The organism is Bacillus sp. (in: firmicutes) (assembly GCA_017656295.1).
Taxonomy (GTDB): Bacteria; Bacillota; Bacilli; order Bacillales; family JACDOC01; genus JACDOC01.
Genome location: JACDOC010000005.1, coordinates 53,490 through 76,980, shown reverse-complemented (window position 1 = coordinate 76,980; position 23,491 = coordinate 53,490). Strand labels below are relative to the sequence as shown.

The window sequence follows — 23,491 nt, the reverse complement described above, 5'->3', positions numbered from 1 at the left end:
GCCCCTTAGCCTGGTGTTTCATAACTGGGATCGATGCCTGGTGTATAAGATAATAATGTCGAAAGGTTTTTCTTGACATAAAAAAAAGCCCCCAGCTTACTTCTTGTTGTAAGATAGAGATACCTGACAGAAAACCTCAGATTCCTACAATCCATAAATGGAGGAAGAAGTAATATGGGGTTAAAAAAATATAATAAACATTTTAAATATCCAAGGAAAGAAAGGTAGTTAATTCAGTTCTCAATTGAGGGATATACCCGTGGTGCTAGATAAAATGAGAAGAGCATAAAAATAGCCCTTGCATGAAGGATCTCCTTTAAAATGAAAGTGCTACCAAACATTCTAAAGGAGAAATCCCATGTAAGAGCATTTTCATTTTACAACAGACGAAGCGAAAATTCAAAAACAATATGTAGCGATTTTGTTCTTTTCTTTGTATCTGGACAATTGTCTTTGATTCAGATGTATTTTCAACGCCGAAATCGCCATTTTTTGAAGCAAGAAGATGAGGTCATCATCGCCGTCCATGTTCTTGGAAAGTTGTTAGGTTTTACATCCGAACGAGCTTGGCACCGATTTGTGATTGGAAACTTATTTTCGAAAGATTTATTTCCTGAACGCTCTCGATATAACCGTCGCTGTCGAGATCTTGGCTTTGCCATCAAATGGATACGACATCAACTAGCCAAACGCGGACAACATCATGCTTATGCAGTAGTGGACAGCTTACCCATTGAACTCTGCTACCACGCACGAATGTATCGTGTCAAACGGTTTCAAGGAATCGCCGATATTGGGTATTGTGCATCCCAAAAGATGGCTTACTATGGGTTGAAGCTTCATCTTCAGATCACCGACCAAGCGCTTCCGATGGGATATGTCGTCACCGAAGCATCCTACCACGACCGGACAGCTGCAGAAACCGTGATGACCCAACTTCCTCATCTGTACGCACTTGGTGACAAAGGATATGTGAGCCAAGACTTGCAAAAGAAGCTGTATGATGAATACAAGATCGCTTTTGGGACGCCCGTTTGAAAAACCAGAAGATCCACCAATCGAAAGCATGGAAACGGTGGATGAAACGAAAGCGCAAAGTCATTGAAACCGTGTTTTCAGTTCTTATTGATCAGTACCGGATCAAGGAGATTTGAGCCAACTCTGTTTCTGGATTTGAATCAGCTTTGGATGGCATTTTACTCGCTTATTCACTCGTGATTCTTAGGCTAGTTGAGCGTTAAAGTTCAACTAGCACCACGGGTATCTATAATTCTAGATATTTATATTTTTTTATGTTATTATATAGATGATTCTGGATATTTATAAATATAAGGTATTGAGGAGTGATGATGAACCGATTTGATAAGCATAAAGGATATTCCCGCATGTTTAAAGAAAACCATCTGACCCTCGGGTTGTTCTTTCCTATAGAATCATACGAGGGCAGCATTCCGGGGAGTCATCAGAACATTACAACAAGCAGTAAATAGGGAGAAACAAACGGAAAGAATGATTTATCACTCGGCTCGAATTGGTCATATTTTTAAGCGCTTACATATATGTGAAGGAGGTGATGATAAAACTGCTGCTGGTATGAACATGACATCAAGGAAGAACAATCATCCGATGTCATGACGAAATTATTCTATCAGTTAAAGTAGAAGCCTATAAAGATAAGAATCAAACAGAGAGGAGACAATCAAACATGATCCGTGATATTGATTTACAATCCATCCAAGAAGTAAGAGACTACCTTGAACAAGCGAAAGAAGCACAAAAAATCATCGCAAAGATGACACAAAGTGAAATCGACCGGATTGTTGAAAGCATGGCAAATGCGGCAAAACAAGAAGCGGAACGCTTAGCAGCTATGGCAGTAGAAGAGACTGGTTTTGGTAATGTTAAGGATAAGACGGTGAAAAATCTTTTCGCTGCTAATGACGTTTACAACTCTATCAAAGATGTGAAAACGGTTGGGGTAATTCGTCGCGATGAAGAAAATCGCGTATGGGAAGTTGCTCAACCTGTAGGGATCGTTGCAGGAATCGTCCCATCCACCAATCCTACTTCAACAGCCATCTTTAAAGCGTTAATCGCCGTCAAAGCAAGAAATGCCATTATTTTCAGCCCTCATCCGGCTGCTGCAAAATGTACGGCGGAAGCAGCAAGAATCGTGCAAGAAGCAGCAGAGCGCGCAGGGGCTCCAAAGGGGTTGATTTCTTGCATCACGCAACCAACAATGGCTGCAACAAACGAGTTAATGAAACATAAATTGACAGACGTCATTCTAGCAACGGGAGGTCCTGGTTTGGTGAAAGCGGCTTACAGTTCTGGAAAGCCTGCATACGGAGTAGGACCTGGAAACGTACCAGTCTATATCCATGAAAGTGCCAATATCGCAAAAGCTGTTCAACTAATCATCCAAAGTAAAACTTTTGACTATGGAACAATCTGTGCTTCCGAACAAGCTCTTTTAGTTGATGGGTCTATTAAAGAAAAAGTTGTTGCTGAGTTAAAACAACAAGGCGCTTACTTCTTGAATGAAGATGAAAAACAAAAAGTGGCATCCATCATTATGGTAAACGGCGCGTTAAATGCGAAGATCGTTGGAAAAGCGCCTCAAGTAATTGCGGAAATGGCTGGAATTGAGGTTCCGTCCAACGTGAAGGTGCTTGTTGCTGAAGAAACAGGAGTGGGTAAAGAATATCCATTCTCCATTGAAAAATTGTCTCCAATTCTAGCATTCTATACAGTGAAAGATAGGGAAGAAGCAAGCGAGCTTGCACAAAAACTGCTTGAAGTGGGAGGACTCGGTCACACAGTTGGAATTCACGCTGAAGACGAAAAAGTGATCGAAGCGTATACAATCGATAAACCAACAGGACGTATTATTGTAAATGCTGGTACAACATTTGGTGCAATTGGTGCTACAGTGAATGTAAAACCATCCTTGACACTTGGATGCGGTGCAATCGGTAACAACGTTACATCTGACAACGTTACAGTAACTCATTTGTTCAACATTAAACGTGTTGCATTTGGAGTTCGCGAGATGCCACAACAAGATGTAAGCAAAGAAGCTGTACTAACTAAGTAAGAAAGAAGGAAAACAATAATTACACTACAAACCCAGCGATAAGCTGGGTTTTTTATATTTATGAGCAATGATTACATTCAAAAATCGTCTATATAAGGATTTCGCTTTTCCATTACTAGTTCCCTAATATTTTTGCCATTTTTTCTCCTCCATATTCGTTTTTAGATTTGCACCTAATTTTTTGGCAACTTCTAAACGGTTATCGTCTAAATCAACCATAATAATCTCTGCAGGTGAATAAAACTGAGCTGTTAATAGCGCCGCCATGCCTACGGGACCAGCTCCGATAATTGCGACTGTTTGTCCAGGTTGAACTTTACCGTTTAACACACCAATTTCAAATCCTGTCGGAAGAATGTCACTAAGCATAACGAGAGCTTCTTCATCTACGCCTTCCGGAATTGGATAAAGGCTGTTGTCTGCGTATGGAATTCTTACATACTCTGCTTGAGTTCCATCAATTAAGTGTCCTAAAAAAATAAAACCGGAACAATTAATTACACATCGCTTTGCTTTTGCAGACATTATGAAAGCGTATGAGGTATTTGGCAACGCTGCAAAAGAAAAAGCATTAAAAGTCATTATTTCCAACGACTAAGTTTTCTTTTATTCAAAAACTCCATCCATTATTGACCTTTAGAACCTGTATCATTGCCTAATATACAATGATACGGGTTCTTTTTCCGACTTAGTGCCTGTCACCGCCCGGGTTAAGAACCAGCAGAGAAGCATGTCCGACCTCCCTCTTATGGATAGGTTGAACGAAGGAGTGTAGGAGCAAATGACTCTGTAAGACATTGGAAGGATAGGCCGCCATGAGAGAAATAGAGAGCTGAAGGGGCGATCATAGGAAGAACGCCCTCCATCATTTAAAAAAATAAGGTTATGGAGTTTTTCCCCTTGTATTATCCCCCTATATATAAGTTTTGCAACACGTTCAGTTTGCTTAAATCTCAGCAACGATATTCCGTTCCTCGTTGTTCTCCAGTTTATTGTTTCCTTTTCTCTAGGTTTACGATGGCAAAACGGAGATTTTTTTGGGAGAATCTACATTTCAACGAAGCGGATAACGATGTTCTTAAGCGGTTACATTAAGCATGCGGAAGGCGATGATAAAAACGCAACAGATGAAACTGCTGCTGTTACGTCAAGAAAGTAAGCCTTGCGTGGAGTATCGTCTAGGGAATACTCGGGATTGCAGCCGCAATTCTCGAAGCGGTCACCCTAGAGCGACAAATAAATAATCGCTTTCAAAGCTGACAAGTGTTAGCTGAAGTATTCCAAAAAAAGAGCGTAATAGCTGATCTTTCTGAAGTTAGCAGAATAATCATCCGATGTCATAGCGAAATCGTTCTATTCAGTTATAGAAACTTGTGTAGGATCAAACAACTATCAGTTAGAAAGGTGGTAATCAAACGTGATACGTGATATTGATTTGCAATCCATCCAGGAAGTAAGAGACTACCTTGAACAAGCTAAATCAGCGCAAAAAATCCTCCAAAAGATGACGCAAAGCCAGATTGACCAGATTGTTGAGAGCATGGTGAATGCGGCAAGAGAGGAAGCGGAACGATTGGCGGTTATGGCAGTAGAAGAGACTGGTTTTGGCAATGTTCCTGATAAGGTGGTAAAAAATTTGTTCGCCGCCAATGACGTTTACAACGCTATCAAAGATATGAAAACGGTTGGGGTAATTCGTCGCGATGAACAAAATCGCGTATGGGAAGTCGCTCATCCTGTAGGGATCGTCGCTGGAATCGTTCCATCTACAAATCCTACTTCAACAGCAATTTTTAAAGCATTGATTGCAGTGAAGGCAAGAAATGCCATTGTTTTTAGCCCGCATCCGTCGGCGGCAAAATGCACAGCGGAAGCGGCAAAAATCATGCAAGAAGCGGCAGAGCGTGCTGGAGCTCCAAAGGGTCTAATTTCTTGCATCAAACAACCGACATTGCCTGCGACGAATGAGTTAATGAAACATAAATTAACCGACGTCATTCTCGCAACAGGCGGTCCTGGTATGGTGAAAGCGGCTTACAGTTCTGGAAAGCCGGCATACGGCGTAGGACCTGGAAACGTACCGATCTATATTCATGAAAGCGCCAATATTCCAACTACCGTCCGGAAAATTATGGAAAGCAAGACTTTTGACAACGGAACAATCTGTGCTTCCGAACAAGCTCTTGTCGTTGATCAATCCATCAAAGAACGGGTCGTTTCCGAGTTCAAAGAGCAAGGTACTTACTTTTTGAATGAGGAGGAAAAACAAAAGGTAGCTTCCATCATCATGGTAAACGGGGCGTTAAATGCGAAGATCGTTGGAAAATCGCCTCAAGTGATTGCGGAAATGGCTGGACTTGAGATTCCATCCGATACGAAGTTGCTCATTGCCGAAGAAACGAACGTGGGCAAAGAATATCCATTCTCAATCGAAAAATTGTCTCCGATTCTGGCCTTTTATACCGTGAAGGATTGGCATGAAGGAAGCGATGTTTGCGTAAAACTGCTGGAATTGGGTGGACTGGGCCACACATTAGGAATTCACGCTGAAGACGAAAAGATCATCGAAGCGTTCGCCATCGATAAACCGGTTGCACGTATTATTATAAATTCCGGTACGACGTTTGGCGGAATCGGTGCCACTACGGCAATTCAGCCATCCTTGACATTGGGATGCGGTTCTTTTGGTAATAACATTACTTCTGACAATATTGGACCTCAGCATTTGCTTAATATTAAACGCGTGGCATATGGAATCCGCGAGATGCAGAAACCCAACACCCAATTGAAAGAGGAAAACGTACTAACCTAGAGCACTCTAGCAAAGTTTGTGAGCCAATATCATTCTGAGAATAGGAAAGTAATAGTCAAGGGACTGACCCATAAGTGTCTAATCTCACGTGCATTTCACAATATATAGTTCGTTTATTCAATGTTATGTCCTATATATTGTGTTGCAGGGCTGACACTTTGCTTTTGGGTCAGTTTCATTTTTTGACCAATTGTTACATTCAAAAATCGTTTAGTATTAGGTATTTCGCTAAATTCACGCCGTATGAATCACATTATGGTGACTTTGGCTGTTATATCTGTCGTTTTCATCCTTTTAACGCTATGAGAGGAATGTTAAATATATGCCGGAAATTAACATGTTGTTATAGTTATAGAAAAATAGCCGAGAAAAACTGATTGCTGACACTCGGGATGAATCGGCTATTTTTCTATTTCTATCATTGATACTGCAATGCGGAAAATCCGGCTTTTATTTGAGATTTTAATTGCAGTATATGACAAAAAATTGAAAGAAGGTGTAATGGCGGCAGCGTTAGCTTTTTCAGGATTCTTGGCAACAATTACAACGCATCAGCAGCTATTGCAAATTAACTATTATTAAAGGGGTTCATACTTATGATAATCGGGCACACGCAACAGGTGCATGTAGTGATCAATATGTAACAGGATACTATTTTGCGTTACAGTCTGAATACAGATTGGATTATGGTTTAGTTAATATCGTTGAATACGATGGTCAGCAATTCGAGTTATCTTTCCCTTCTAAACATGTTTTGCTGACTGTTCATTTAGTAGAACAAGGGGAAATAGGTTGGGTACAGGAAAATAGTCAATGGGTATATTACAACCCGACAACAGGAAAGAAACATATTGGTTGGTTACTTGACTCATACACAAAAAAGATATTGTATATTTTGGGATGATGTGCTAACCTGTTCGTATATGAACTGCACACCTTATTTTAATCAAGGAATCGGTTTAAATTTATGTTAGTTGATTTACTTAAGTACAGTAATGTAATATAAAAATACGATTGAATTGACAAACTTGGAGGTAGAAATGGAACTTTTAGAAGTTTTTAAAGCCTTGTCCAATGAAACGAGGTTACAGATTGTACAGTGGTTAAAAAATCCTGAAGTCCACTTTCCAAAACCGCAACACGGGGATATACACAAAGACGGAGTTTGTGTGAGCGACATTCAAAAAAAAGTTGGATTGTCGCAATCGACCGTGTCTCTTTACCTATCCATGTTGCAAAATGCTGGATTGATAAAAGCAAAACGAGTTGGGCAATGGACTTATTATAAAAGGGATGAGGAGAACATCCAAAAATTGCTCGAATTGTTATCTAGAGATTTATAGATCAAAATTCTCACTTACCGCTTAGAGCGGAAGCATCATTACAATTTTGGTCTTGAATCTCTTTCGTTTTTATATTATATATCGATAATTCTGGATATTTATAAATATAGATGATAAGAAATTGTGATGAACTAGTTTGGTAAACATACATGTAAGATATTGACTCGGTTTAAAGAAAACGCTCTGATTCCCGGATTGTTCTTTCCGATAGAATCATACGAGGACAGCATTCGGGAGATGAAAAGAGCAGAAGAGCTAAATTTTGCTGCATTGTTCGTCAGGGATGTGCCGTTACATGCCCCTTATTTCGGGGATGTGGGCCAAATTCATACTGAGCAGTTTAAATCATTTAGTCAATCTCTATATGTAGATTTGACGGAGGATCCAAATCATCCGCCAGTCCCTATTCATTTAGGATTCCGAATCGGGCGTAATCCGCTTATTGAATTTATTGAAAGTCTTAAAATCGCGGGTGTCAACCATGTGATTATCAACTTAAAATATGGCCAACGCCCTGTTGAAGAAGTGATTGAAGAATTAGGAGAAGAAGTTGTTCCGCATTTTCCTGCATTGACTGGCAAGTGACTTAGTGGTAAATATTTGAGAAGAGAAGAATTCGGGACATGAATGCATGTAATTACGCATACCCGGAATCAAAATTGTTTAACGGCGCTGAAGGGTTTAGAAGTTTCTGTTGGGCACAAAGTGAAAATGTTGAAAAGTTTGAAATGGCGGTCGGAGGAACGCACTATAGATCGCATCATTAACCCTGAGATCGCAATTGGCGGTCTTAGGGTTGTTTTACGAGATAAGATCTAGCGGTTTTGATGCGAGCCGAATGAATTCTCGCAAGATTTAAATTATAAGGGAATATGTGTGTGTCTTAAAAGACAGCAGCTTCAATCATAGAGGAAGAAGCATATTCATTAAAGCCTATAAATACAAGGAAACAATGAACAGAAACCTGTATGCCAATCGGTTGGAGCAAAACTTTCAAGCAATGGCTCCGAATAAAGTATGATTCATATATCACCAGTACATGAGGTTATCTAAAACAGGAGGGAGAAAAATGGCAAAAGTAAAAACAAATGCGATGCGTGTCCTTGATAAGAACATGATTCCTTACAATGTCATTACTTACGACAGTCAGGATGGAAAAATCGATGGCATATCTGTTGCTCAAAAAATTGGGAAAGACCTTCAATTCGTATATAAAACATTAGTAACACAAGGAAACAGCGGAAACATTTATGTGTTTGTCATCCCCGTAGAAACGGAACTGGATTTGAAAAAAGCTGCGCAAATAACGGGGGAGAAAAATATCGCGCTAGTGCCGATGACAGATATAAAAAAGTTGACAGGCTATATCCGCGGAGGGTGTTCGCCGCTAGGCATGAAAAAGCTTTATCCGACCGTTATTGATTCTAGTGCTTCTCAATTTGAGCATATCGTCGTCAGCGGCGGCAAAATCGGTGTGCTAATTGAACTTAGCGTGGAAGATTTACAAAGCGTAACAGAAGCTGTACTGCAAGAAGTAGTAAAGTAAAGCATTTAAAAAAATTCAGGCATATTTATATGAAAACATGGTATATTTTATTTGTCATATAAAGAAAGAACTATGCAGTAAAGGGCGTTTTACGATGAATATTGTTGTTATTGATGATCACCAAAACACAATAAAACTCATAAAACAAATGCTCGACATGAAAGGATACAAAAATGTAACAACGTTTGTTGAAGTGGAAGAGGCGTTACAGTATTTAGGATTGGGTCAAAAAGGGAAGCAGCACTCCACTCCTAACGAAGTCGATATCATTTTGACGGATATTCTGATGCCGAAAATGACAGGTATCGAGCTTTGCCGTTTAATCAAGCAGCACCCGATTTTTCGTCATGTTCCTGTTTTAATGATGACAGCATATGATAATGAACAACTTTTACAAGAAGCGTTACAGGCAGGAGCATTTGATTATATTCGGAAGCCGTTTACAGTTGGATGTACGATTACAGCAGGCAATGAAGCATAAAAAAATCATCGATGATAAAGCTAGAAGCAGAAGAGGCAGTTGTCTATCAAATTAGTAAATATGCTACGTTTGTAAAAGAGAATGGCCGCTTTATGGTGGCAGCGTTTCAGTTTAAAAAAGACGTTATACCTGTCTTGAATAAACTTGGTTACGAACACAAAATTATTAATTATGACAAAGCAAATCAACTCTTTATAGAAAACGAAAATAATCCCAAGCTTTTCGAACGGAAAATGAAAACTCTAACTCCACATAACACTTATAAGAAAAATCCGACATAACCTGGCTTTCAAGGCGAAGAGCGTGTAGTCATTTCTAACTTGTTTAATGAATTAGATACATGCTTAAGGACTATGTAAAACGAGGATATAATCTAAACTTCATCGGATTAGATATTCGAAAAAAGGATGAACATCGTTTATTGTTTGAATCTCCCACTTCATCTGGCGATAGATTTGTCATTTATACACGTCCACGTGAGATGAATATCATTGATATTCAATATGTACCTGATTTTAGTTTTACTACAGGTCATACAACAAAACGCAAAGAAGATTTTAAAGCTTATGTAGATGCACATGAAAAGGAAATCGCTAGCTTATTTGGATTTGATAGATTTTATTTGAAAACACCAAGAAATGTTCTTGAGCTCGGGGACCATTTGGACCATCGTAAACAAGCATGGAAAGGATTAAGTTATCGAATTGTTTCGCCGATTGAAGAATGGTCTAAACCTGATTTTCCTCAGTTTGTAGCAATGAAATTCATTTCGTTTGTTGAAACATTGCTGCCACGTTTAAAGGAATTTGAATACTAATAAAGACTCAGAAACTAAGTACCATCAGGAAAGAGAGATATATTGGTAAGTACAGCAACTCTTAGTCAGCTTTCGATTATATAACTAATTGCAATTTAGAACAATATACTAATCTGAAGTATAGATAAGAATCGCACCTAATACCACACCCCATTGTCCATAGTACACTAAGTCTTTTCCCCAAATACTTAAATAAGTTGGGTCTATGTCAGCAATGGCAGCATTTAGACCAGATAAACCATTTACCGAGAAGAAAGCCATAATCCCAATTCCTAAAACTCCCAAAACCATGATAATTCCTTGAAAAAAATCGGTCCAAACGACTGCTAAATATCCGCCAGACACGGTATATAAAATAATCACACTTACGCCTATAATTAGACATACCTCATATGGAAAACCGGTCAGCATCGTTAATGTTTTTCCTGAGGCGATAAATTGTGCGAAAACATAAGCCATTAAAAAAATGATTGATATGATAGAACCTACCACGCGGATAGCTAGGCTTTCAAATCTTTTTTCAAGATATTCAATCGGGGAAAGTGCACCTAATAATTCTGAGAGCCTTCTCATTCTTTTTCCTAATACCGATAGATTGATAATAGAGCCGCCGGCATCACCAATTGCATACCATAATGCATACCATCCTTGTTGAAAAGCTAAAGCAGGGCCTCCCATAAACATATAGCCACTCATCGAGGTGCTTTGCATGGTTAATGCTGTCACTGCTGGTCCGATACTGCGCCCGCCTAATAAATAATTATCGATCGATTTGGATGCTTTTCGGGAAAACCAAACACCTATAAATAACAAGACAAAAAAATAGATAATAAAAATAATTAGAATCGATGCCTGTCACCACCCGAAAAATCAAAATAAATTCGTTACGATGGTGTATTCCCCCATCTTTTTAAAAAATGACAATAACGTTTGCGACAAAATGACATTTACTTTTCGTTGAACCTTATTTGAAAGCGCTTTAATATGAAAACAGGAAAGTTAGTATAGTAAAAAAGGAGGATGACAATAAATGGTTCACGAAAAGGACAATCAATCAAGTGTACGTGTTAAAATACAACGATTTGGCAGTTATTTAAGCGGAATGATTATGCCTAATATTGGGGCGTTTATTGCATGGGGCTTTATTACTGCGTTGTTTATTCCGACAGGCTGGATCCCGAATGAAGCATTTGCTAAGCTTGTCGGTCCGATGATTACGTACTTATTGCCATTGTTAATCGGGTATACAGGCGGTAAGATGATTTATGATGTTCGCGGAGGCGTCGTCGGTGCGACAGCGACGATGGGGGTTATTGTCGGTGCTGATATTCCGATGTTCCTCGGTGCGATGATTATGGGACCGCTCGGCGGTTACTTGATCAAGAAATTTGACCAGCTCATCCATGGAAAAGTCAAACAAGGTTTTGAAATGCTAGTCAACAACTTCTCTGCCGGAATCATCGGCGGGATTTTAACGCTAGTAGCATTTAAAGGAATCGGACCAGTCGTTTTAGGACTGAACAAAACGTTAGCTGCTGGTGTTGAGTTCATTGTTAATCACAAAATTTTACCGTTAGCGAATATCTTTATTGAACCTGCGAAAGTCTTATTTTTAAATAACGCAATCAACCACGGAATTTTGAGTCCGCTTGGAATCGAGCAAGCGGCGGAAACAGGGAAATCGATTTTATTCCTATTAGAAACAAACCCTGGTCCGGGTCTTGGTATTTTGCTTGCTTATTGGTTGTTCGGAAGAGGCAATGCCAAACAATCGGCTCCTGGTGCGGTAATCATTCATTTCCTTGGCGGTATTCACGAAATTTACTTCCCATACATCTTAATGAAACCGATCTTAATTTTAGCGGCGATCGCTGGGGGCGTAAGCGGCGTATTAACGTTTACACTGTTCGATGCAGGACTTGTAGCGGTTCCATCTCCGGGAAGTATTTTCGCCTTGTTAGCGATGACGCCTAAAGGAAACCATCTTGGCGTATTGGCAGGGGTAATTGTGGCAGCAGCAGTATCCTTCCTTGTCGCATCTATTTTCTTAAAAGCTGCAAAAAATAATGAAGAAGAGGAAGACTTGAGCAAGGCGACAGAAAAAATGCAGCAATTAAAAGGGAAAAAGAGTGAGGTTGCGTCTGCGCTGCAAACAGAAACAGCCATTCCAACCAAAGTGAAGAAAATTGTGTTTGCATGTGATGCTGGAATGGGTTCAAGCGCTATGGGAGCTTCGATTTTACGAAATAAAGTACAAAAAGCCGGATTGGATATTGAAGTCACAAATATAGCGATCAACCAGCTTCCGGAAGATGCGGATATTGTCATTACGCATAAAAATTTAACAGAGCGCGCGAAGGAAAAAAGACCGAACGCTTATCACGTTTCGGTTGAAAACTTCCTCAATAGTCCAAAATATGACGAGTTAATTAACAGTTTAAAAGAAAAGAACGAATAGAGAGCAGCCCCCACTTGTTGGGGGTACATGTTATTTAAAAATGGCAACATATAAATGGATGAAAATGAATTTTCTATTTGTTGTCATAAACCAATGATCAATCTAAAATTTCCATTGAAAGGGCAAAATGGTTGCTCGAATGGGACGGGTGAAGAAGCGATGTATATATCTGCAAGAGAAAGAAAAATCCTCGATATGTTGTTGGTTCATGATCAGGGAATTCCGGTAAGGGAGCTTGCGGAGCAGCTGAATGTAAGTAACCGCACGGTTCACCGGGATTTAAAAGGGGTAGAGCGCATTTTAGAAGAATTTCATTTGCAGCTTATCAAAAAATCAGGCTTTGGCATCCAAATAGCTGGAGATGATCACAACAAAAAAGAGCTGCAAATGCATCTTTTCCACTTGTCCCATACTGAATACACGCCGGAAGAGCGCCAAACCATTGTCCTGATCACTTTATTGGAGGCGACCGAGCCTGTTAAGCTTTTAGCTCTTGCCAATGATTTAAACGTCACCGTCGCAACCATTAGCCATGATTTAGATAAAATCAGCGAAACCCTTGAAAAATACGGGCTTTCTCTTATTCGAAAAAGAGGATACGGGGTCGAAATTGAGGGTTCTGAATCGGCGAAACGCAGGATGATGAGCGAGTTATTATTCCATCATTTCGGCGAATATGAATTTCTTTCATTCATGAAAGAATCGATTCAAAAAAGATCAGCGGAAACGCTCAATACCGTGACGGAGAAACTCCTCGGACTCGTTGATCAGAAAACGTTAGTAACGATTGAAAAGCAAATTGAAGAAATCCAAGACGAGCTTCCTTTTACGATTGCGGACAGCTCGTATGTAGCCTTAGTTGTCCACCTTGCCTTGGCGGTGGAGCGGATTATTCAAGGGGAATCGATCAATTTTGATCCGCAATACTTACAAACGATCCGCGGAACGAAGGAATTCGAAATGGCCGAAAAAATTGCCCGATCGCTGGAACATGCCTTCCGAATCACGATACCGGATGAAGAAATTGGTTATATTACGATGCATTTAATGGGGGCGAAACTTCGGGACCGTCAAGGCTACATGTTAGAGGAAGCAAGCTTTGAAGTGGGAATCAAAGCCCAAGAATTGATTCGCTTTGTCAGCGATGAACTGAACGTAGATTTAACGAACAACGATCCTTTATTTCAGGATTTAGTCGTTCATTTAAAACCGGCGATTTACCGCATTGAACATAACATGGGGATTGCCAATCCGCTTTTATCAAAAATCGTTCAAGACTATCCTGAGCTTTTTTCAATGTTAGAAAAAGGCGTCAAAAAAGTATTCCCTGATCTGACGGTCCCAAAGGAAGAAATCGGTTATTTAGTTTTGCACTTTGCCTCCGCTCTTTTACGAGAAAGGAAAGGGATCCACGCCTTAGTCATCTGTTCAAGCGGGTTAGGCACGGCCAAAATCTTAGCAACGAGATTAAAAAAAGAAATTCCGGATATTGTACGCATTCAGCATACATCTGTCCTGGAATTAAAAGATGTGGATGCGGATCAATTTGATCTCATTGTCTCGACTGTGCCGCTTAACAAGTTTACGGGTCATTATTTTGTCGTGAGCCCGATCCTTCAAGATACGGAAATTTCAACGATTAAAAAGTTCCTTGAAAATCGACGAGTGAAAGCTCCAAAGGAACAAGACCAACAACGGACGGAAGGTGCTGAGAGAGTTGTTGAAAAGCTCAGCTCCGTTCAAAAAATGAGCGAAACCATCGTCCATATCTTGAAAGGGTTTACTTTACAAAAATTAGAGGCTGAATCTGTCCAGGATGCCCTGGCTGAAGCGTGCCGACAGCTGTATCAAAAAGAGGTTATCAGCGATCAGGAACAGGTTCTGACGTATTTGATTAACAGGGAAAAAATAGGGGGATTAGGCATACCGGATACTCCCTTTGCTTTGTACCATACAAGGAGTCCGGCGATTACGGTTCCTTCCTTTACCATCTATACGTTAGCGAAATGGCAAACGGTAACCGGCATGCATCAAGAGGAGATGAAGATGAACACGATCTTGCTTCTCTTAGCACCGGAATCTGCGCCTCAAGAGATGCTGTCGGTGTTAAGCCACATAAGTTCATTAATTATTAAAGATGAGGAGAGCATCGCTGTATTTTCATCAGGAAGTTATGAAAAGATTTATTCATTTTTAAGCTACCAGCTGGAGAAATATTTTTACGAACAAATTCAACATCATAAGGAGTGAATCAGCATGTCAATGGCAGTATTGAAAAAAGAAAATATTGTATTGCGTGCAAACGCTGCAGATAAAACAGAAGCGATCCGTTTAACGGGAAACATTTTAGTCGAACAAGGGTATGTGGAACCTTCTTATGTTGATAAAATGTTCGAACGGGAAGAACTGACATCCACGTATATGGGGAACTTTGTTGCGATTCCTCATGGTACGGAGGATGCGAGAAGCCTCGTCAAGCATGCGGGCATTTCTGTCGTCCAAGTACCGGACGGGGTAGATTTCGGCGACGGAAATATCGCAAAAATTTTAATTGGAATTGCCGGAAAAGACAATGAACACTTAGAAATTCTTTCGAAGATTGCGATTGTTTGTTCAGAGGAAGAAAATATTCAAAAACTCATCGAAGCAGCAAGCGAAGAGGATATCATCCGCCTTTTAAGCGAGGTGAACTAACATGTTGGCTGTCCATTTTGGTGCAGGAAATATTGGGAGAGGATTTATTGGCAGCTTGCTTTCCCAATCAAGTTATGAGGTCGTTTTTGTCGATGTCAATGAGGAAGTTGTCCACCTGTTAAATGAGAGAAAAGAATACCGGGTTCTCATCGCGGATGAATCCGGCAAAGAGGAAATCATTCGAAACGTATCCGCTGTGAATAGCCAAACAGAAAATGACAAAGTCATTCATTATTTAACAGAAGCAGATTTAGTAACAACAGCGGTTGGACCGAATATTTTGCCGATCATCTCATCTACCTTAGCGGAAGGACTTCGCAAAAGACTATCCGTCAATCAAAAACCGTTAAATATTATTGCTTGTGAAAATATGATCGGCGGAACGACCTTCCTGAAGGAAAAAGTGTTTGAAAAAATTTCAGATGAAGAAAAAAGTTTATTCGAAAGAAACTATGGTTTTCTGGATTGCGCCGTCGACCGCATCGTTCCGAACCAAAAAAACAGCGATCCGCTGGCTGTCACCGTTGAGCCGTTTTTTGAATGGGTGGTCGAACAAAAGGATGTTGTTGGGGACATGCCAAACGTGAGAGGCATGCAGCTTGTGGATGATTTATTGCCTTATATTGAAAGAAAGCTTTTTACCGTCAATACCGGGCATGCGATGGCTGCTTACTTAGGATATAACAAAAAGCTTCAAACGATTAAAGAAGCGATGGATGATAAGGAAATTTACTTTGATGTACAACAGGCATTAAACGAATCAGGTGCTGTACTCGTGAAAAGGTACGGCTTTAATGAAAATGAACATAAGAAATATATAGAAAAAATTATTCATAGATTTACAAATCCATCTATTTCAGATGAAATCGTCAGAGTCGCCCGTTCACCGATTCGCAAAGTAGGAGCGAATGACCGCTTAATGAAACCGGCCAAGCAATATTACGAATTATTCAATGAGGTTCCGGCCGGTTTGACAAAAGGAATTGCTGCACTCTTATTGTTTGATTATCAAGAGGATCCTGAAGCAATCGAACTGCAAGAAACAATAATGAAAGCTGGCATCGAGGGAGCCCTATCTCAATATGCGCAATTAGAAAAAGACCATCCTCTTGCCGATGCGATTATTAAATATGTTGAAGGGTTAAGAGAAACAAAGTAAATGGGATCAGTTTGTGTTTAGTAAGAAGGAATCAGAGGCAAAACACTCTGGTTCCTTTTTCGTTTCTCATATTTTCATATTGTCTTAGAAACGCCGAAATATCATTTCCTTATGTTGTGGGGAGACAGCAGTTGTTTATGTGAAGGAGAATTTATTTTCATCACGAATTTCATAATTTTGATGATCCTAAAGTAGAAGCAATTTTAAAAGGAGATATCCATTTATGATTGTTAATGGTGTTAAAAAGCTTGTCACATCAACCTTTAGAGGACTTTTTATTGGTGCCATGAGTGGTGCCGAGATTGGTGCCAAAATGATGCCATTCGATTTATAGGTAGAACCTGTCAAGGATCAGTAATGACTGGCTTAAACAAGCGAACAGCCGCAATTACCATCATTTCTTCCCAAAAGCCTACTTAGAGAAGAAAGGTGAGGATTCTTTTTATATTAATCATGTTGTCAATATCACCATTGTCGACGCTTTCTTAAATAAAATTAAGATAAAAGCAAAATCACCGTCCAAATATATGAAAGCGTTTATGGAGCATAATGAATCTCTTGAGGAAACAATGAATACGCACCTTATAGACGATTTAGATGCATTTGGAATTTGGGACGATGATTACGATAAGTTCTTTGATATGCGAGCGGAGAAGATTAGTAACGAATTAAGTAAGAGGATTATTCCTAATACGAAAATGATAAAAAGTTAATCTAATTATCATATTATTAACAAAGGAAGTCTTTTAGAACTAAGTTTTTTGTTGTATTAGTTGGATATGGATTTATAATTGTAGTAAGTGGTATTTTTGAGAAATATACCTTTTATTACTATAATTTGTTAATATTTAATTGCTGTGTTGTATTTTTTAACTACTAGTAGATAGACAATACTTAAAGGGTATAACCATTTATTACTTATTTTAACTCGGGGAGATTTGTATGGAAGAATTAAAAAGTAGGTATAAAGAATTGAATCAAAAAAGTGATAACTTAAAACAAGCATCAATATCTTTAATTAGTGAATTTTATAATCTATCCTCTTCATTTGAAGAAGCAGGAAATCTATACTTATCTGCTGAATCTTTGAAAAGAGCAGCTTTGATGCAAAAAGAATTAAGAGCAGTCGATGAGGTAGAAATAAGGACTGCAGCTGTATATTTTGAAGAAGCCTCAATGAAATATTACTCAATTAACTATTATGGTGATGCAGCAAAATGCGTACAAGAAGCAGCTACTATATACCTAGAAATTAAAGACTATAAACAAGCATATAAATGCTATGGATTAGCAAAAAATTACTATGGCGACTCAGGAGATTACGACAATTGCGGTAGAGCATATTTTAATGAAATGGATTATAAAAGAATATATTATTTGAATTTGCTGAGGAGTTCAAAGAAAAATTGGTTTCCGTCATTAGTTAAATACCTTAAATATGAAATCTTCAAGGTAACAACAAATTACGGAGAAAGCATTTTTAGATTAATAGTTAATAGTACGTTCATTATACTATTTTTTAGTTTGATATATTTTTTACTCCAAGATGTTAAAATACCTGATAATAACAGCGAAAATAATTTTTATGAGACACCAAGTTATTCATTAGAATACTTTATTTTGTGTCTAAAATTCAGTTTATCTTTGTTTTCTGGGTATAGTACTACACCTTATCTTTTAAATAAATATAATTTTCTTACTTCTATTGAAGTTTTACTTGGGAATCTAATGTTGGCACTGTTTATTGCGATTGTATTAAGGAAAGTTAGTAGGAGGTAGTCATGACTATAGATCATATAACAAGAATAGTAAATATGTTTTCAAAGAGGGAAATAGAAAGTATAAAAAGTGATTTAGATTTAAATGATTTTGATGATGTAACTTTAGATATGACTAATGTAATTGAGAATATTAAAAGAAATACAGAATACGAAACCACATTACTTGAAAAATATAAATACGTATTTAAGCCTTTTAGTTCACATATATATACTTATAATAACTTGAATATTGAATCGATTGACAATATTGAATTCGGGGATTGGATTATTACGAATAGAGACGATAGAGGAGATAAACATTACTTCTTTGTTGAGAAAGATTATACAACCAAAAGAATAAATGCCGGCTGGGATTACATTAATGTACAGGTAAAACAAGTCGGGATCATTGTAATACATAAAGATATTAACGTATTAGAAGTCCGTTCAAATATTATGGTTAAAAATCAGCTTGAAAGACAGCTTTCTAGATCCTTTGAGAACTTGTCATCACTTAGTATTGACCGTTCATATTATACAGCGATCCTTGAAGAACTAAATGCTAAAGAGTTTTCGATAATGTGGGAAACTGATGGTGCTGATGTAAAAAGAGCTCAATTAGAAGGAGAAAATATTAGTGTAAGAAATGGAGCAATCATTCATATTAAGGATGAACAAGGGGAAATTGTGACTATTGACCTTGGCACTGAAGGAAGTCCTGAAACAGTTTGGTCAACACTTTCTGATTATGATGCAAAAATTTTATTATCTTCAAAAGGGAATTTACGTTTATCAAAATTAATAACAGAAAAAGAAATTAATAAGATAATACTTAAAATCATTTCTGCAGTTAAGGGACTACCATTATCTCAAAATTCAAAACTTAATATCGAAAATCCTCAGTCCTTTATAGAACTATTCAAAGAATTTTGTGATGGTACCAAAAAAAATGTTTTAAAAAGATTTTCTAAAAGATATTTTGGCTTTAGAACTTCGTTGTCAGCTGAGGATACTGAAATTGTATTAAATTATCTTTGTGAACAAGGATTTTTATCCTTGAATTACGAATTATATTGTGAGAATGGACATTTTGTAACAACTTTAAATGATTTAAAAGAGCAAGAAAAAGAATTAATATGCGAATCATGTGAAACACTTGGGATTAATTATACGTATGATTATAAAGGAATAAAAAAGATATATTGTATTACTGATGCTGGTCTTACCTGTCTTCAAAATTCCAATATTGATATTACAGAAGGAAATGATGCTGATACTAATCGAGGAATGAATGATCCACAATTTAATGATGATCCAATAGATCCAATGGAACTATTTCATCAAGAAAGAGTTCTTCTGAAAATAAAAAAGCAAATGTTAGAGAAAGCAATTGACGAAGGAGATGTAAATAAGATTAAAGGCATTGTGGCTGAATTAAGTAAAATGAATACCCCGGAAGCAAATGAAATAATCAAGGAATACGGATTAACAACTTCACGTTTCTAAGCTGTTTTACAGTGTGAGGTGATAAAAAATGTATTTTGTTAATCTGAGATATTTAAAAAACTACGATAGAGAATTGGTAAAAGCCTTAGATACTTTGTTAGTAAGCTTTCATTCTTCTTCGGAACTTTTTACTCCAAAAAGGGTGGGTAAAAATCTAAATATATCAATAGATTTGTCTTATCAATTATTGTTACGTGCTAGAGATTTGGGTGTAGTTGATACTATTTTTGTAAAAAAATGTTCTAATTGTGGTAGAATATATAAATTAAAGAAAAGTATTGAGGCTTGTACTATTTGTCAAAACTCTAACTTTAAAGAGGGATATTATTTTACTACAGATTTGCATCAAAAAGATGCAGTAAGAATGTAATGGATATTAAATAATAAAGGGTCTATTTTATTTCTTTTTCCCTATACGTTTAGCGAGTCAATAAGGTATCTTGGTCACCAAACTGGTCACATACTTTAAATAATTGACGATTACACCAGGATATTAATTAATCATAAAAGCGACCACAACCCTTGATACGAGTAGGGTTGCGGACATTTCGAGAAATTATCAGAAATTCCATAATTGGTTTTGACAGGGTAGAGGTCGCTGTTTCGAGCTAAGTCGTAATAAGGGATCGGTGCCTGGCACGCCCCGAAGTATGTCGAAGATGATTAGATTATCAGAAAAAGAGAGTCCGTAATTCCAAAAAATCACTCGGCTCTCTTACTATTTTTATCCAGGAAATTCAGTTTAGAATCTTGATTTTTCCCTCTTCATTCCGCTTTAATAAAATCGTATCCACCTATCTCCTCTCAAAATTTCCCCGAAAGGATGGTTCTCCATGCCAAAAGAATACCTCTACTTGAAAATGGATTTTATGTTTAAGCAGCTGTTCGGCCACCCGAGTCGAAAGCGTATCACAATTGCTTTTTTGAACGGGCTTTTGGACCGAATCGGCCGCGATCGGTTTGTTGATGTGGAATATGAAAATACCGAACTTCCGAAAGAGACGGAAGATGTCAAGATGAGCCGATTGGATCTGCTCGTGATCACTAACCTTGGCGAACGAATCAACGTTGAAATCCAAGTCGTCTATCAGTACGATATGCCAGAAAGGGTGCTGTATTATTGGGCGCGGTTGTTTTCGTTTTCTCTTTCAAAAGGACAGGAATATAGCGAACTTCCGCTAACGATTATGATCACGATCTTCAACTACCCGCTATTCCCTCACAAACGGACCGCTTCCACACCGTGTTTCACATCCGGGAAGATGAAGAACATTTCCTTTGGAGCCCTCACCTTGAATTCAATGCGATTGAATTGTCACAGTTTATGGTAAAATGGAAGAAATATAGACGTGAGATGAAAAAATCCGCCGAATGGCCATAGCTAATGATGTTATCGGCAGTCGATTCCCGGAAACGAGACGTAGATGAACAGATTATAAACGAATTGGAGGTGTTGGCGATGAATGAGGAGGAAATCCGCGAAGCGCTGGAAGAGTGGGAAAAACTAAGCGTTAACCCGGAAAATCGCTATGCCTATGAAATGCGGCTGAAATGGCTGCGCGACCAGCTTTCCAACATCCGCGGCGAACGGTAGGCGGGATTTGAGGAAGGAATGAAGAAAAAAGAGCGTGATTTAATTAGCAAAATGAAAGCAAAAGGAATGGGCATCGTACAAATTGTAGAGTTGCTGGAAGTAGAAGAAGAGGAAGTTCGTAACATATTGGAAGACTAAGGGGGCGTGCTTGGGAACCTTGAAAAACAAATATTTAGAAATCTGTCTTAATCAGCACGTCTAACAATGTAAAGGCTCTAAAATAATCGTGAAGAGTAATTAGTAAATTAGCATACCAAGGTGAAATAAATGACCCGTCCTTTTGTACTTTGGCTTGTTTGCGTGCCTGGCACGCCCCGAAGTAAATTTTTGACTATAGGCACACAACTGTGCCATCAAAGGATTCTCTGAAAACATTCCTCTTCAGAAGTGATCGAACTTAATAATTACAACCACCAATGATATAAGGTATCGACGAATAATGGTGAGTACATGATTTATAAGTTGTGCTTAGAAAAATCCAGGAGATTGTCGAGTTTGGTAGAATTTAAGAAACATAAAGCCTCTCGATTTGATATGATACCCTTATAATTGACAGATGTGCTTTCTTTTTTCTGTCTTCAATAAGGGGATTTATTTTGGTTGGTTATACCCCCTTGGTTTTACAAATTTTCGGGAATTTTCACCCAATCTTCTCTTTAAATCTATTACAATAGGGATGAAACATAATTCATAAGGTGATGCGTAATGGATTCTTCATGGCTGAAGCCAATTACAGAAGCAAAGTATTTGGCAACGGATAATGCATATCGCTATCGGGCGATTTTAAGATATTTTTATATGCAGCATGAACGAATGCGGCAATATTTGTTTCCTGAAGAAGTATTTGAGTTTTTAAAAAAGCATGAGGAGTTTCGGAAATATACAGAAGACGATCTGCAGCAGGATTTAGATCAGCTTGTCAAATGGAAAAACTTAATTGCCAGGCAAGAGACGGTGAATATCCGCACAATCGAAGAATTTAAAAAGAAACGGTTTCGTTATCAATGCAGTCCTTACACGGTCGAAATTGAGCGGATGATCCGCACGTTAGAAAAGCTGGGGGATTCATTCGGAGGGTCTTTGGAAAAAACGCGGTTTGACCGCTTATATTCTTCACTCGTTCGAATAGAAAATATTATACAAAATGATTTTAAAGAAAAACGTGAAGAGATTAATCAAATTTGGGAAGAAACGTTCGATTATTTCAAAAAAATCATTCAAAATTCTGCGGATTACATCGCTTACCTCAACAGTGAGAACACGGAAGAACGAATGATGTCGGAAGCGTTTCTTGTATATAAAGAAAAATTTACGACATATTTACGGGATTTCATCGTCGCCTTACAGAAAACATCATTAAAAATTGAAAAGTTGCTGGAAGATATCGCAGAAGATGATGTTCGCAAACTTGCTGCGACTGTTGCTGATTATCAAATGACGATTCCGAGATTAGAAGAAATGAAAGTTTCGAAAGAACAACTCGAGGAAGATTTGTTCGAAAAATGGAAAGGTTTAAAAGAATGGTTTTTAGGCAGAGACGGTCGGGAGAGTGAATTGTATTTTCTTCAGCATCAAACGAATGAAGCAATACGCCGCATGACCCGGGTTGTGCAAAGGCTGGGGGAACGTCATCACAATTTCCGCAGCCGCAAGAAAGATTTTCTCCATTTAGCAAAGTGGTTTTCCGAGCTTCCGAGTTTAGAAGATGCCCACCGGCTATCCTCTGTTGTTTTCGGATGTTTTCATACGAAGCATCTCATAACAGAAAACGATGCAACAGAAAACTTTTATCGCGATATTTGGGAAGAAGAGCCGACAGAATGGACGGTAAAGCCTCGCGTTCGCCATTACCGTGAAAAGACAAAACCTGAAGCAATCGAAACCCGTGAAAGAGAAAAACAGGAGATGATGGAGAAATTTTTGCTGGAGAAAAAACGTGAGAAAGAAGAGTTAGAGAGTCTCATTCAAGACAACAAAATTATTTTGCGTGAACTGCCGGTGATCGAACCGCACATTCGAAAAACATTGTTAAGCTGGATAGCAAAATCGATGACAAAACAAGACGGTGTCGTAAAAACGGAAAACGGTTGGAAGGTGAAGGTCATGCAAAAAGATTCATCCTCGATTCAATTGAAAGCTGCTGACGGAATACTTACGATGCCGAATTATGAACTTTATGTCCTCGAAAAGGGAGAGATGTAACGTTGGAAAAGACAGAGCAAGG

The 23,491-nt window shown here is 38.4% G+C and carries 17 protein-coding genes and 4 pseudogenes; 19 read left to right on the top strand and 2 right to left on the bottom strand.

Annotation, left to right across the window (positions count from 1 at the left end):
• The first annotated feature begins 358 nt into the window (after positions 1-358).
• Positions 359-1,241, top strand: a pseudogene (locus H0Z31_06785) (IS982 family transposase).
• 464 nt (positions 1,242-1,705) lie between these two features.
• Positions 1,706-3,097 carry an acetaldehyde dehydrogenase (acetylating) gene (locus tag H0Z31_06780; GenBank protein ID MBO8177141.1) on the top strand — a complete coding sequence of 464 codons (1,392 nt, stop codon included), beginning with the start codon at positions 1,706-1,708 and terminating at the stop codon, positions 3,095-3,097.
• A 168-nt stretch (positions 3,098-3,265) separates the two neighbouring features.
• Here H0Z31_06780 and H0Z31_06775 read toward each other — a convergent pair.
• Positions 3,266-3,571 (bottom strand): annotated as a pseudogene (locus tag H0Z31_06775) (alcohol dehydrogenase).
• A gap of 943 nt (positions 3,572-4,514) precedes the next feature.
• Between H0Z31_06775 and H0Z31_06770 the strand changes: the two are divergent.
• The 7 genes from H0Z31_06770 (at position 4,515) to H0Z31_06740 (ending at position 10,096) form a co-directional block, all read left to right on the top strand.
• Entirely contained in the window at positions 4,515-5,909 is a 1,395-nt protein-coding gene (locus tag H0Z31_06770) for an acetaldehyde dehydrogenase (acetylating) (GenBank protein MBO8177140.1), read from the top strand.
• Positions 5,910-6,949: 1,040 nt separating this feature from the next.
• Entirely contained in the window at positions 6,950-7,252 is a 303-nt protein-coding gene (locus tag H0Z31_06765) for a helix-turn-helix transcriptional regulator (GenBank protein MBO8177139.1), read from the top strand.
• Positions 7,253-7,408: 156 nt separating this feature from the next.
• Positions 7,409-7,837, top strand: coding sequence for a hypothetical protein (locus H0Z31_06760; protein MBO8177138.1), 429 nt, complete (start codon positions 7,409-7,411; stop codon positions 7,835-7,837).
• 484 nt (positions 7,838-8,321) lie between these two features.
• Positions 8,322-8,798 carry a Cys-tRNA(Pro) deacylase gene (ybaK, locus tag H0Z31_06755; GenBank protein MBO8177137.1) on the top strand — a complete coding sequence of 159 codons (477 nt, stop codon included), beginning with the start codon at positions 8,322-8,324 and terminating at the stop codon, positions 8,796-8,798.
• Positions 8,799-8,892: 94 nt separating this feature from the next.
• Entirely contained in the window at positions 8,893-9,279 is a 387-nt protein-coding gene (locus tag H0Z31_06750) for a response regulator (protein ID MBO8177136.1), read from the top strand.
• An 11-nt stretch (positions 9,280-9,290) separates the two neighbouring features.
• Positions 9,291-9,560: a hypothetical protein gene (locus H0Z31_06745; protein MBO8177135.1), complete on the top strand. Its 270-nt coding sequence runs from the start codon at positions 9,291-9,293 to the stop codon at positions 9,558-9,560.
• Positions 9,561-9,619: 59 nt separating this feature from the next.
• Positions 9,620-10,096 (top strand): hypothetical protein, encoded by a 477-nt coding sequence (locus H0Z31_06740; GenBank protein ID MBO8177134.1) that lies wholly within the window; start codon positions 9,620-9,622, stop codon positions 10,094-10,096.
• A 117-nt stretch (positions 10,097-10,213) separates the two neighbouring features.
• On the opposite strand, the pseudogene H0Z31_06735 reads toward H0Z31_06740, so the two are convergent.
• Positions 10,214-10,942, bottom strand: a pseudogene (locus H0Z31_06735) (sodium/proline symporter).
• Positions 10,943-11,126: 184 nt separating this feature from the next.
• Between H0Z31_06735 and H0Z31_06730 the strand changes: the two are divergent.
• The 10 genes and pseudogenes from H0Z31_06730 to H0Z31_06685 all read left to right on the top strand — a co-directional run bounded on the left by H0Z31_06730 (position 11,127) and on the right by H0Z31_06685 (position 23,469).
• Positions 11,127-12,554, top strand: a complete 1,428-nt coding sequence (locus H0Z31_06730) for a PTS mannitol transporter subunit IICB (protein MBO8177133.1) — start codon at positions 11,127-11,129, stop codon at positions 12,552-12,554.
• Between the two features lie 159 nt (positions 12,555-12,713).
• Positions 12,714-14,804: a BglG family transcription antiterminator gene (locus H0Z31_06725; GenBank protein MBO8177132.1), complete on the top strand. Its 2,091-nt coding sequence runs from the start codon at positions 12,714-12,716 to the stop codon at positions 14,802-14,804.
• A 6-nt stretch (positions 14,805-14,810) separates the two neighbouring features.
• Positions 14,811-15,248 carry a PTS sugar transporter subunit IIA gene (locus tag H0Z31_06720; GenBank protein ID MBO8177131.1) on the top strand — a complete coding sequence of 146 codons (438 nt, stop codon included), beginning with the start codon at positions 14,811-14,813 and terminating at the stop codon, positions 15,246-15,248.
• 1 nt (position 15,249) lies between these two features.
• Positions 15,250-16,407 (top strand): mannitol-1-phosphate 5-dehydrogenase, encoded by a 1,158-nt coding sequence (locus H0Z31_06715; GenBank protein MBO8177130.1) that lies wholly within the window; start codon positions 15,250-15,252, stop codon positions 16,405-16,407.
• A gap of 569 nt (positions 16,408-16,976) precedes the next feature.
• Entirely contained in the window at positions 16,977-17,120 is a 144-nt protein-coding gene (locus H0Z31_06710; GenBank protein MBO8177129.1) for a hypothetical protein, read from the top strand.
• 229 nt (positions 17,121-17,349) lie between these two features.
• Positions 17,350-18,186 (top strand): hypothetical protein, encoded by an 837-nt coding sequence (locus tag H0Z31_06705; GenBank protein ID MBO8177128.1) that lies wholly within the window; start codon positions 17,350-17,352, stop codon positions 18,184-18,186.
• Between the two features lie 2 nt (positions 18,187-18,188).
• The gene (locus tag H0Z31_06700) at positions 18,189-19,673 is read left to right on the top strand and encodes a hypothetical protein (GenBank protein MBO8177127.1); all 1,485 of its coding nucleotides are present in this window, start codon (positions 18,189-18,191) and stop codon (positions 19,671-19,673) included.
• A 28-nt stretch (positions 19,674-19,701) separates the two neighbouring features.
• The gene (locus H0Z31_06695; protein ID MBO8177126.1) at positions 19,702-20,043 is read left to right on the top strand and encodes a hypothetical protein; all 342 of its coding nucleotides are present in this window, start codon (positions 19,702-19,704) and stop codon (positions 20,041-20,043) included.
• A 463-nt stretch (positions 20,044-20,506) separates the two neighbouring features.
• Positions 20,507-21,405, top strand: a pseudogene (locus tag H0Z31_06690) (Rpn family recombination-promoting nuclease/putative transposase).
• A 567-nt stretch (positions 21,406-21,972) separates the two neighbouring features.
• Positions 21,973-23,469, top strand: coding sequence for a TIGR02677 family protein (locus tag H0Z31_06685; protein ID MBO8177125.1), 1,497 nt, complete (start codon positions 21,973-21,975; stop codon positions 23,467-23,469).
• Positions 23,470-23,491: the final 22 nt, after the last annotated feature.